This is a genomic window from Sphingobacterium sp. WM (assembly GCF_029542465.1).
GTDB lineage: Bacteria > Bacteroidota > Bacteroidia > Sphingobacteriales > Sphingobacteriaceae > Sphingobacterium > Sphingobacterium cellulitidis.
Window position 1 is genome coordinate 158,223 of record NZ_CP120709.1, and the last position, 12,389, is coordinate 170,611.

At 37.7% G+C, this 12,389-nt stretch carries 12 protein-coding genes; 4 read left to right on the forward strand and 8 right to left on the reverse strand.

Features of this window, described 5'->3' with window-relative positions; genetic code table 11:
• Positions 1 to 76: 76 nt before the first annotated feature.
• Positions 77 to 424: a phage holin family protein gene (locus tag PZ892_RS00670; RefSeq protein ID WP_094257563.1), complete on the reverse strand. Its 348-nt coding sequence runs from the start codon at positions 422 to 424 to the stop codon at positions 77 to 79.
• Between the two features lie 151 nt (positions 425 to 575).
• Here PZ892_RS00670 and PZ892_RS00675 point away from each other — a divergent pair, with 151 nt between their 5' ends.
• Together PZ892_RS00675 and kbl are read left to right on the forward strand one after the other, a co-directional pair.
• On the forward strand, positions 576 to 989 hold the full coding sequence (locus PZ892_RS00675) for a DUF2147 domain-containing protein (RefSeq protein ID WP_277711949.1): 414 nt from the start codon (positions 576 to 578) through the stop codon (positions 987 to 989).
• A gap of 147 nt (positions 990 to 1,136) precedes the next feature.
• Entirely contained in the window at positions 1,137 to 2,327 is a 1,191-nt protein-coding gene (kbl, locus tag PZ892_RS00680; RefSeq protein WP_094257564.1) for a glycine C-acetyltransferase, read from the forward strand.
• An 83-nt stretch (positions 2,328 to 2,410) separates the two neighbouring features.
• Here kbl and PZ892_RS00685 read toward each other — a convergent pair whose 3' ends face one another.
• On the reverse strand, positions 2,411 to 3,370 hold the full coding sequence (locus PZ892_RS00685; protein WP_277711950.1) for a hypothetical protein: 960 nt from the start codon (positions 3,368 to 3,370) through the stop codon (positions 2,411 to 2,413).
• A 375-nt stretch (positions 3,371 to 3,745) separates the two neighbouring features.
• Between PZ892_RS00685 and typA the strand changes: the two genes are divergently transcribed.
• The gene (typA, locus tag PZ892_RS00690; RefSeq protein WP_094257566.1) at positions 3,746 to 5,551 is read left to right on the forward strand and encodes a translational GTPase TypA; all 1,806 of its coding nucleotides are present in this window, start codon (positions 3,746 to 3,748) and stop codon (positions 5,549 to 5,551) included.
• A gap of 102 nt (positions 5,552 to 5,653) precedes the next feature.
• A complete protein-coding gene (locus tag PZ892_RS00695) occupies positions 5,654 to 6,010 on the forward strand; it encodes a Rieske 2Fe-2S domain-containing protein (protein ID WP_277711951.1) in 357 nt (118 codons plus the stop codon).
• Here PZ892_RS00695 and PZ892_RS00700 read toward each other — a convergent pair.
• From PZ892_RS00700 to PZ892_RS00725, 6 genes are all read right to left on the reverse strand, one after another.
• Positions 6,007 to 7,416 (reverse strand): aldehyde dehydrogenase family protein, encoded by a 1,410-nt coding sequence (locus PZ892_RS00700; protein ID WP_277711952.1) that lies wholly within the window; start codon positions 7,414 to 7,416, stop codon positions 6,007 to 6,009. The two genes, PZ892_RS00695 and PZ892_RS00700, sit on opposite strands and share 4 nt — an antisense overlap.
• Before the next feature lie 91 nt (positions 7,417 to 7,507).
• Complete coding sequence (locus tag PZ892_RS00705) at positions 7,508 to 8,017, reverse strand: ecotin family protein (RefSeq protein WP_277711953.1); 510 nt, start codon at positions 8,015 to 8,017, stop codon at positions 7,508 to 7,510.
• A gap of 42 nt (positions 8,018 to 8,059) precedes the next feature.
• A complete protein-coding gene (locus PZ892_RS00710; RefSeq protein ID WP_094257570.1) occupies positions 8,060 to 8,812 on the reverse strand; it encodes an amino acid racemase in 753 nt (250 codons plus the stop codon).
• A gap of 12 nt (positions 8,813 to 8,824) precedes the next feature.
• A complete protein-coding gene (locus PZ892_RS00715; RefSeq protein WP_277711954.1) occupies positions 8,825 to 9,937 on the reverse strand; it encodes a serine hydrolase domain-containing protein in 1,113 nt (370 codons plus the stop codon).
• Positions 9,906 to 11,081 carry a P1 family peptidase gene (locus PZ892_RS00720; RefSeq protein WP_277711955.1) on the reverse strand — a complete coding sequence of 392 codons (1,176 nt, stop codon included), beginning with the start codon at positions 11,079 to 11,081 and terminating at the stop codon, positions 9,906 to 9,908. The genes PZ892_RS00715 and PZ892_RS00720 overlap by 32 nt, the downstream gene beginning before the upstream one ends.
• Before the next feature lie 111 nt (positions 11,082 to 11,192).
• Complete coding sequence (locus PZ892_RS00725) at positions 11,193 to 12,281, reverse strand: DUF4407 domain-containing protein (protein ID WP_094280975.1); 1,089 nt, start codon at positions 12,279 to 12,281, stop codon at positions 11,193 to 11,195.
• Between the last annotated feature and the right edge of the window lie 108 nt (positions 12,282 to 12,389).

Genomic DNA, 12,389 nt, shown 5'->3' on the forward strand with positions numbered 1-12,389 from the left:
GATTTGGATAAAACAAGAATGCCCAGCAAATAAGCTAGGCGTTCTGTTTGTTTTAAAATAGTGGTTTTTTGAGTTTTTATTTGTTATCGCTTCCCATACGGCCGATTATCATTTCAATAACAGCAACGATAATTGCAAAGAAGAAAGCTGGCCAAAATCCTGCTACATCAAATTTTGATCCCATGATTTTATCGGATAACATAATCATCAACACGGTGATGATAAATGATACAAGACCAAAAGTTAACCAATTTAATGGGAAAGTAAATAAACGTAGAATTCCACCTACAATTGCATTTACCAAGCCAATAACCAAACCCGTTAGGATAGCCCATCCGAAACCAGCTACAGTTACACCAGGAATGATCCAGGACGCGATTGCAACGACTAAACCTGTGACTAAGAGACTAATAATGAACCTCATAACTTAAATTATTTGTGTGTACGAAAATGGTTCAAAATTAATGCCAATAAAGCGGTTTAAAAGGCGTTAATTTTAGGGGTAACAAAAATATTATTATGCTAACATAGAAAAATATATGTATATTCAACCAACAATTTTAAACATGAAGGTTATGAGACAACTAGTTGCAACATTCTGTGCCTTATTATTTACTATAACATTATTTGCTCAGAATAATGATCCGATTTTAGGGAAATGGGAAAACCAGAGCGGAGAGGGCAGAATTGAGATTTACAAAAAGAATGATAAGTTTTACGGCAAGCTTTATTGGATAAAAGATGCCGCGAAGAAAGATGTTAAAAATCCAGATCCAAAGTTGCGGTCGCGGAATATTCAAGGATTAGAAATCCTGACCAATTTCCGTAAAGACAGCAAGACTTATGTTGATGGTGAGATTTATGATCCTAAGTCCGGAAAGACTTACAGCTGTAAAATGACCTTGAAAGGGAATGATCAGCTGGATATCCGAGGTTACATCGGAATAAGTTTAATCGGGCGTACAGAGTCTTGGAAACGGATTAAATAGAGAAAAAGGAAGGAATCAGAAATGATTCCTTTTTCTTTTTTAAGGGCTATTGTATTGGGTTTCATGAGTTCATGTATTTTGAACAATCGTTTTCGTAATTAGGAGAGATAAAAAAAGGTTATCTTTATGCGGATTAATTGAAATACTATGTATAAAACTTTAAAACCGGCTCTTGAAAAGGAACTTGCAGAAATTAAGGATGCAGGATTATACAAAGAAGAACGCATTATTGTAACTCCACAAGGAGCAGATATTAAAATTAGTACTGGACAGGAAGTTATTAACTTCTGTGCAAACAACTATTTAGGATTGTCTTCACATCCGAAGGTTGTTGCAGCGGCGAAAGCGGCTATTGATAGCCATGGCTATGGGATGTCCTCAGTTCGTTTTATTTGTGGTACTCAAGATGTCCACAAAGAATTGGAAGCTAAGATTTCGAAATTCTTAGGTACAGAAGATACTATTTTATATGCTGCGGCATTTGATGCGAATGGTGGTGTATTTGAGCCATTGTTAGGTGCTGAGGATGCGATTATCTCTGATGAGCTGAACCACGCTTCGATTATCGATGGTGTTCGTTTGTGTAAGGCACAACGTTTCCGTTATAAGAACTGTGATATGGAAGACTTAGAAGCGCAGTTGAAAGCAGCTTCAGGTGCTCGTCATAGAATTATTGTTACTGATGGTGCATTTTCAATGGATGGATCAGTTGCTCCATTAGATAAAATCTGTGATTTAGCAGATAAATACGAAGCATTGGTGATGATCGATGAGTCGCACTGTTCTGGTTTTATTGGTAAAACAGGTCGTGGTACTCACGAATTGTTCAATGTAATCGACCGTGTGGATATTATCACTGGTACCTTAGGTAAGGCATTAGGTGGTGCGTCAGGAGGTTTTACTTCAGGTCGTAAGGAAATTATCGATATGCTTCGCCAACGTTCTCGTCCATATTTATTCTCTAATACATTAGCTCCGGCGATTGCAGGTGCTTCGGTTGCAGTGTTGGATATGTTGAGCGAAACTACTGAGCTTCGTGATAAATTGGAAGATAATACAAAATACTTCCGTGATAAAATGACTGAAGCAGGATTTGATATTAAACCTGGATTTCACCCAATTGTTCCTGTCATGCTTTATGATGCTAAATTAGCTCAAGAGTTTGCTTCGAAGATGTTGGATGAAGGTATTTATGTCATTGGATTCTATTATCCAGTTGTTCCTCAAGGAAAGGCGCGTATCCGTGTTCAGATCTCAGCAGGACATGAAAAAGATCATTTAGATAAAGCTATTGCTGCTTTTACGAAAGTTGGTAAGGAGCTAGGGGTAATAAAATAAGCCTCATTAATTTAAAAAAAGTTGCTATTCAAGCGAATAGCAACTTTTTTTTGTGTTTAGCTTTTTTAAGCTAAATTATTGACTTAAAAAGTTTGAGTAATAATATTCGTGTTGAAGTTTTGATTGATAGTTACAGCAAAGTTTCCTTTCTTTTCGCTATTCAAATCTTCAAAAAGCTTACCTGATAGCCTAGTGATAGTATTCGGCATCAATTTTACATTCAAAATTTCTTTACTAATGATAACAGCACCAGTGCTGTTCAATACATTGATTTTTACTGGTGTGGTTCTTTCAGCCGGGGCTGTGTAAGTTTGGTTGTCTGTTAGGACATTCGTTGAAATTGTTTGGTTTGTTAAGGATGCTAGGGAGGTAATGTCAATTACATTGCTTACATAACTTGTATTATATGTTAAGGTAATATTATTCTTTAAATCTTTCGAAGCACCGTAAAAATGATTACTTGAAATTGTTGAGATTTCGATATAAGCTGCTTGTGCAGGAATTTTATCTAATATGTTCAATTCTAATTTTGAAGAAATTCTTTTTAGAGTTTGACTTTTATAGGTAGAGTCCTTAGAAACCTGAAATTCAGTATTCAAGGTAAAGATATCGCTTATATCATAATCCTTAATTTTAAAAATTTCTTTTGGTTGAAAAACCGTAGCTACCCTTTCGTATTTCGTATAAAGGTTTCCTAAATTCGAATTATTATATCCAATTGCTCTCAGAGTATAATTACCATTTAGAAGTTTCAAATTGATGCTGCTGGAATTTCCTGAAACAGGTCTTTTTAAAGTGTCAATTGGTAATTGATCCTTATCCAAAAGGATATAAAGGATTTCATTAATTGGGCTTGATGCGGTGCTTGTTGTTGTTGCTGATTTTGTATCGATAGGTTTGTACGATTGGGTGAAGCCATCCACAGTAAATTTCACAGTGTGCAATTTGTCTGAAGGGTTTGGTTCAACGTTGGAGTCGCTTTTTGAGCAACTGAAGAGCATAAGCATAGCAATGCCTGCGATAGATAAATTTAAAAATTTCATGTTAATATGGCTTAATAGTGGAGCAAAAATAATTCTTATTTATCGATAAATAATAGGTTTTAGCCCACAAAAAACCGTAATACGGAAAAAATATTTGATTGATAAGGCTTTACTTTTTCTCTTTTTGTCGTTACGTTGTCAATAAATGAGGTTTGATTAGGTCAAAATATTGGAGTATGGGGATTGAATTAGGGTAAAATTTGGTTTGAAGGAATCCTTTGTGGGGCTAATTTATTGCGAGATTTAGAGTCAAGTCTTTGAGAATTAATCATAAATAAACGACATGCTAATAAAATATTAATAGGAATTAGTAAGAAATGAGGTGCAAATTATATATCTTTGCACCTCTTTATTTTTATAACACATTATTGCTCAATGCAGAATATCAGAAACATAGCGATTATCGCGCACGTTGACCACGGTAAAACTACCCTAGTTGACAAGATTTTACACTTCACCAATCAATTCAGGGACAATGAGAATTCAGGAGAATTAATTCTGGATAACAATGACTTGGAGCGTGAGCGTGGTATTACAATCGTATCGAAAAACGTATCTGTAAAATATAAGGACACCAAGATCAACATTATTGATACTCCAGGTCACGCCGATTTCGGTGGTGAGGTTGAGCGTGTATTGAAAATGGCTGACGGTGTTGTTCTATTAGTAGATGCATTTGAAGGTCCTATGCCTCAAACAAGATTTGTTACAGGTAAGGCTTTGGCATTAGGTATCAAACCTATTGTTGTTGTAAATAAAGTAGACAAAGAAAACTGTCGCCCAGAAGAAGTATACGAGAATGTATTCGACTTATTCTTCAGCTTAGGTGCTACAGAAGAACAATTAGACTTCCCAGTATTATATGGTTCTTCAAAACAAGGATGGATGTCAACTGATTGGACTAAACCAACTACAGACTTCACTGAGTTATTAGAAGCAATCATCAAACATATCCCTGAGCCGAAAGTATCAGAAGGTACTTTACAGATGCAGGTTACTTCATTAGATTACTCTACATTCGTTGGTCGTATCGCGATTGGTCGTGTTGTAAGAGGAACTATTAAAGAAAACCAACCTGTATCATTGGTAAAACGTGATGGTAAAATTGTAAAATCACGTGTTAAAGAACTTCAATTATTTGAAGGATTAGGTCGTGTGAAAGTTTCAGAAGTTCACGCTGGTGATATTGTTGCTGTTGTGGGAATCGATGGATTTGAAATTGGTGATACTATTGCTGATTTTGAAAACCCAGAGCAATTGGAAGTTATGCACATTGATGAGCCGACAATGAACATGTTGTTTACCATCAATAACTCTCCATTCTTTGGTAAAGAAGGTAAATTCGTGACTTCTCGTCACATTTATGACCGTCTTCAGAAAGAATTAGAAAAGAACTTAGCATTACGCGTTGTTCCTACGGATTCACCTGATGCATGGTTAGTATATGGTCGTGGTATTCTTCACTTGTCCGTATTGATCGAAACGATGCGTCGTGAAGGTTATGAGTTACAAGTAGGTCAACCACAAGTAATCGTTAAAGAAATCAATGGTCAGAAACATGAGCCTATCGAAGAATTGGTAGTTGATGTTCCTGCAGAAGTATCTGGTAAAGTAATTGAATTAGTTACTCAACGTAAAGGTGAGTTATTGATTATGGAAACTAAAGGTGAAATGCAACACCTAGAGTTCTCAATTCCTTCACGTGGTATTATCGGATTACGTAATAACGTATTGACAGCTACAGCTGGTGAAGCTGTAATGGCGCACCGTTTGAAAGGTTATGAGCCATGGAAAGGTACAATCCCTGGACGTATGGCAGGTGTATTGATTTCTTTAGATACAGGTTCTACAACAGCTTATTCAATTGATAAATTACAAGATCGTGGTCGTTTCTTCGTTGATCCAGGAGTTGAGATTTATGAAGGACAGGTTCTAGGAGAGCACATCCGTGATAATGATTTAACTATCAACGTTACTAAAGGAAAGCAATTGACAAACATGCGTGCATCAGGTTCTGATGATAATACACGTATTGCTCCAGCGATTAAATTCTCTTTGGAAGAATGTATGGAATATATCCAAGCTGACGAATACATCGAGGTTACTCCACAAAGTATCCGTTTGCGTAAGATTTACCTAACAGAAAATGAGCGTAAAGTAAATGCTAAGAGATTCGTTTAGAATTTAGCAATTACATAAAATATCAGAGGCGAACCTACAGGTTCGCCTCTTTTTTGTTGTGTTCATTTGTTAACTTGCCTTTATAAATCAATGTTCATAGAGATGGATAATTTTGAAAATGACGATTTAGAATGGCATAAAGTGCCAACAAAAATAGATGAGAGCCGGAATTATGTCAAGGCTTTGCATGTAGCTGGGAAAAAGCTTTGTTTGATCAGGGAGGGGGATGTTCTATCGGTTACCTCAAGCCGTTGTCCGCATGCAGGCGCGGATTTAACAAATGGATGGTGTGAAGGAGGAAAGTTAGTTTGTCCTTTCCATCGTCATAAATTCAATATAGAAAATGGAAAAGGCGATGAACCACAGCATAACTTTATCCGGATTTATCCTTTGAAAAAAGAAAATGGTGAGTTTTATGTAGGGATTAAGAAAAGCCTTTGGAACAAGATTTTCGGTTAAAATAATCGCCTAATCCACTGCAACATCTTATTGGTCTTCTCCGTATAGGGATACCAGAACATGGAAGATACCGGGAACAGTTTGACATCGGCCACTGCTCTTTCATGTGAAAAAGCCTTAAAACCGTATCTCCCTGTGGATTGCCCTATTCCAGAATTATTAACTCCACCAAATGGTAAGTTGGGTTGCATAATTTGGATGACGGCATCATTGATACAGGTCGATCCCGCACTTGTATGACGGATAACATGTTTATTGAAGTTTGAGTCTTTACTGAACACATATAAGGCTAATGGTTTTTCTTTCGAATTGATAAAGTCAATAGCCTCCTGGATTTGCCCGTAATAGACAATAGGAAGGATAGGGCCGAAGATTTCATCAGTCATGAGGGAATTGTTCAAAGCGATGTTAGTAACGACTGTAGGGGCTATATACCTAAGTTTAGCGTCAGTCTTTCCTCCAGCGATGATTGTTGCGCCTAATTGTTTTGCAGATTCCAGGCTATCATTCAATCGCTCAAACTGTCTATCATTGATGATTCTTGCGTAATCAGGCGAATTCAATGCGTCTGTTCCAAAAGCCTCTTCCAATTCTCTTCTAAATAATTCCTCAATTTGTTGCTTTTGGTGTCGATGTGCAAGGACATAATCTGGCGCGATACAAGTCTGCCCGGCATTGATAAATTTGGCCCAAATCAGATTCTTTACAACCTGTTTGAGGTTGACATTTTTATCAATTACTGCAGGAGATTTACCTCCTAATTCGAGTGTAATATCCGTTAGGTTTTTACTGGCGGCCTCCATAACGATCTTTCCAACTTTAGGAGATCCCGTAAAATGAATATGGTCAAACCTTAAATTCAATAAATGCGTGGTTTCCTCTACAGCGCCTTCAACTACGGCAATATGGTCTGTTGGGAATAAATCCTTAATGATTTTCTTAATTACCTTGTTGCTGTGCGGGGAGAATTCGGAGAGTTTGAGGATGGCAGTATTTCCAGCTGCAATACAAGCGGCCAGATGAACCAATGGGAGTTGAAAAGGATAATTCCATGGGGTAATGATCATGACATTCCCCTTAGGTTCATAATGAAGATAGGCATTGACATTAGGCATCATCATGGACCTACCTACCGACCTGTCCTTCATCCAGCTTCTTAGATTTTTGGAAATATGTTTCAATTCCAATTGAACGGCAAGGACTTCGGTAATGGCAGTTTCTATTCCAGATTTATGAAAATCCTGATATAGCGCTTGTTCAATAGTTTTCTCCTCTTTATTGATCGCTGCTAAAAGACTTTTTATCCAAGCGACTCTTTTATCTGCGGTACTGTGTTTTATTGCAGATTTGTTTTTGAGTTGTGCCTGATATATTTTATCTATTTCTGAAATAGTCGTGTATGCCATAGAAATTGCCTAAACAATAAAAATAAGTAATAAAATAAAAACCCAGGTCATACTCATGTCTGGGTTTTTAACTGTTTTAAAGAATGTGAAATTACTTGTTGCTAGACTTATCTTCTAGTGCGCGGAAAACTTCATCATTACTAGTATATATCTTGAATTGTACATCAAATTCCTCAGGAATATAGATTACAATTGGCATTTTACCATTGTATGGTACTAGATTCGGTTGTGCTGACACAAAAAGATTTCTCTTCGGCGCATCAGGACATGCCATTTGAGTTGAAATGACTTCACCATTTGAATTGAAGACATAATAATTATATCCCCAACCTTCAAGATCTTTAGTCTCAATTGTTCCTTGAAGACCATAATGGTTGCAGCCATCAACCTCCATCATTTTTCCTACTGTAAATTCAATCTTTTTATTTTTGTCCGAATCAGAGTAAGGTACTTCGATTACCATTTTCTTAAATCCTTTTTCAGGTTTCGGGAAAATGTCGGTATTCACTTTCATTAGCATTTCTTGTGCTTTAGATGCTTGTGGCATTAAAAATAATCCTAGCATTAAAATTAAAAGAGCAGATAGTTTGCTTTGTTTCATGTTTTTCATTTTTATTATGTCTACATAATACGAAGCATGTGCCTAATCCGCTACAGGGTTAAGTTTTGATGGATTTATAGCATTTATTAAAGCTCTAGCTAGTATGCGATTAGGATCAAAAACCGGTAGTCCATAATATGACTTTTCCCTTAATGCAAGTGGTAATTCCGTACATCCTAGAATAATCACTTGAGCACCTTGGCCTTTCAATTCCTGGATTGCAGCTACCAATTGATCATGCGCACGGTTTGTTACGGGTGATGAAAATGCTTTGATTCCATAAGTTTCATCATAAATGGACGCATGTACCTTATTCTGCAATTCATCGTTAGGCTCGATACATTTTAAATTATGGGCTTCGATAACCTGCTTATATAGGCCTGTATTCCGGGTTCCAATGGTAGACAATACTCCCACGGCTGCATTAGGAGAATGTTCTTGAATGAACTTAGCAGTTTCAGCCACCATATGCAGTAATTGTATATTTGAATTATGTTTTTCCAATTCTTCTTGGATCACCTCAAAAATCCTTGGGGAATGAGCTGTGTTGCAGGGGATTCCCACTACAGTTGCTCCTGCTTTTTCAAGTTCCAATGCAATTTCAGAAATAGCAATCCCGGGGTTTACCGGTTCTTTCCCTAACAGGTATTCAGTTCGATCGGGAATTCTATGTGATTGCGAAGACAATAATACCGGTAAGTGATCTTGATCTCTGCGTGCATTCGTTTCTTCAATTATTTTTTTAAGGACGTCTACCCCTGCTAGAGGGCCTACGCCGCCGACAATTCCAATCATATCTATATCCTTTTAGTCTAACTCACCCTGGCGCCATTTATACATCCAGAATGTCTGTTTATTATTCAAAAATAACGCCAATAAATCAGGAATGGTCTTAAAACCATTTTCGGAATTGGTGAATGCGACTAATAATTCTTTCGATTTCGGATAGGCCAAAAAGAAACATCGGAAGCCTGGGTTGGAACCGGTATGCCAATAAGCAGAACCGACTTCGTTGATTTGCAACCGCATGCCTAAAGCACATGGTACGTACTGATCATCAGGGCTAATTCCATCAGACTTTTTGGCTTCAGATAGTTTGCTCAAGGCGAGTTTATGTGTTTTTTTCTTTAAGCCGAAACCATCAAAGATGTATTTACTGATAAACTTGCTGTAATCTTCAGCTGTTGTATAGAGCGTATAGGCAGCATTACTTTTCCGATACATACCTAATTTTCGAGCATTTCCGTTTTCCAAATGTCCGAATGCAGCGTTTGCAGCTAAATCATCATGCCAAACTATTGCGGAATTGCTCATTATAAAAGGAGTTAAAACTTCCTCCTCTACCAATTGCTGAAAAGACTTTCCACTGATATGCTCCATAGTCTCTTGGAGGAAGTAAAAGCCTTCACCAGAATACATGTAATCAGTTCCGGGTTCAAATTGCGAGGTAAGGGCTGACTTTCGCCATTCTTCAGAAGGAACATCACCTTCCCAGTTTAATAGGCCAGTGCGATGGGTTAACACCATTCGGGCTGTTATCTTTTCCTTGAAGGGGTGGTTCGCTAATCGGTCGTACTGATAATAGTCCCATAGGGGTTTATCCAATTCAATCAAGCCCTGATCCATCAATCTTAGAAAAGTATAAGCCGCAACTACCTTGGTCAAGGAAGCTGCTTGAAAAACCGTGTTTTTATCGATTGAATCCTGTTGGTCAACCTTTTTTAATCCGTAAGAATATAAATGGTCCTTCCCTTTCTTTTGGTAGTTCAACTGAATTGCAGGAATTTCATTTTTCTCTGCTATTTGTTGAATGGCTATTTTCTTGTCCTGCGCACTCAAGTGAGTCAGAGGGATCAAGAAGAAACAAACAACAAAAGCAGTTTTAATTTTAGTTTTTAACAGCTTTCGGAAGTTTATCATAATCTAGAGCCTTGTATTTCTTTAATATATTTAGAGTTTCTTTGATAGGGATTGCCTTTACGGTCCGGCCTTTAATGCCTTTCATATCCTCAGCCATAAACATGGAATTGAGGATAGCTTCTTCGGTTGCTTCCCAAACTGCCATGAAAAGAGGGGACATATAATCATTACCCACTTCGTTAGTTGTTAATTCGATGTCTTTGCTTTCATGCGGAATTAAATTAGCAGGGTTGGTGGAGAATGCGATAGAATAATCACCACTTCCATTTGAGGAGAAGGAACCAACATTTCCAAAAGCTATATAGGATCGTTTTGCGAGTCTTTCGAGATTACGAGCAGATAGAGGGGCATCAGTAGCAATAACGATCATACAGGATCCATCCACCTTATGAGCTTCTTTAGGCTCTTGCATGTAATAATTGTGGAGTTCACGACCAACAGGTGCTCCATTGATATTTAGGACTCCGCCGAAATTGGTTTGCACCAATACACCGACTGTATAACCTCCGCGAGAAGCAGGAATTTTTCTCGATGCGGTGCCTATTCCACCTTTAAATCCTAAACATTCAGTCCCAGTACCTGCACCCACATTTCCTTCCTCGACTTTTCCTGAATGAGCATTTTTGATTGCTTCCAAAACATCAGCAGCCTCAACATGACGCCCGCGAATATCATTCAACCCGCCATCGTTAGTTTCTCCAACAACAGAGTTTACTGACCTAACATTTTCATTGCCTGGCAAGGACAGCATATAGTCGATCAAGCCATTGGCTACCTTTGGAGCATTCAGGGTATTGGTCAGTAAAATTGGGGTTTCAATATTTCCGAGTTCTTCAATTTGAGAGATACCCATCATCTTGCCAAATCCATTCCCAACAAAAACTGCTGCAGGGACTTTTTGTTGAAAGATATTTCCTTGGTGGGGTATGATGGCTGTAACTCCAGTGCGAACAGAGTCTCCTTTGATAATTGTTTTTTGTCCTACAGTGATACCGGCAACATCTGTAATTGCATTGTTATTTCCCGTTGGAAGAATACCGATTTGAATTCCGAAGTCCCGAATACGACCTCTTTTTTCTTGTGCTTGGCTTAGTTGAAAGATAGAAATTAACCCTAGGGCTAATAACATATAACGCTTGCTCATGGTGTTTAGATTTTTTTGTACTTATTCATAGGTCAATAAATGTCTCCACTCTTGTAGAAACAGGTGAAGATTATTGAATGGCAAGTATACTGAAATCTTTAGACAGGCGCTTTATTCTTCCGCAAATTCTTTTTGGAGATTATCCATTCGTCTTTTGATAGAAGCCTCCACCCGATAATCATCGATTTTATCAATGGCTGTTTTTTCTACATTGACCCCCGTATCGGATTCATAATTATGGATTTGTTTTTGATTTTTGATGGCATTATCATAAGCATCTCGGCCACTCATCAACTTGACAAATACTGGAAGGCATTCAAAAAAGATAAATAACAAGGCGATAAAAATAACCGCATTTTCTGTTGATTTATTGATTGTACCGTCTGGCTTCTTGTGCAAATTGCTCAAGGCGGCATTACGGTCAGCAAATCCAGCAACATTGACTGCGCTATCTAAAGATTTATCGGATAATATTCGTTGATCCATTAACCCTTCGGCGGTTTTTCGCTGTAATAGTTCCGACTCTTTGGCCTGCAACCTTCCCCTTAAACTATCCAAATAAGCTTGTTGCTTATTGAGGTTTTCTTCCTTCATCTTTGCATATGGACCATAACCCATCACTCCGGAAGTCTCATCGGTTTTTGTCCCAAAGATTTCATGATTTAATTGTTGTCTTGAGGTTTTGATGCTAGATTCCAAAGAATCCGCATGTATTGTCAAGGCCTTCAATTGGCTGTATTCAACGCGATATTTGTTCTCAAAGGTCTTGTTTAGCGTGTCAATCTTTGCCTTTTGTTGGACAAGATATTCAGCCCGAAGGTGTTCTCTGATTTCTTTATCGAAGATTTTTAACTCCAAGGGTCTTGAAATAATCAAACCTATTAGGATGGCTAGTAGAATCCGCGGCAAAGCCTGTAGGAGTTGCATCCAGCCACTACGGCTTTTGTCAATACTCAATACGATATAGCGGTCCAGATTAAAAATCGCCAATCCCCAGATAATACCAAATATTAATGCAAAGAATAGGGCAAATGAGCTACCACTAAATACAAAATATAAGGCATATCCGCCTGCCAAGGCAGCAAATAGGCCAGTGAAAAAAATGGTCGCACCAATGCTTATATATTTATTCTGCTCCTCAGGGAAACGGTTTAAGGTTTCCTTATGAACCCCAGCGCACCAGAAAAAGAATTCTTTCATATGTTAATGCTTTAGTTATTAGACGCAAAGGATTTAGTTTTGTTACATCTAAATAAGGAAAAAAATATAAATTCTTAGTAGTTTGTGAGATATAAACAATGGTATACT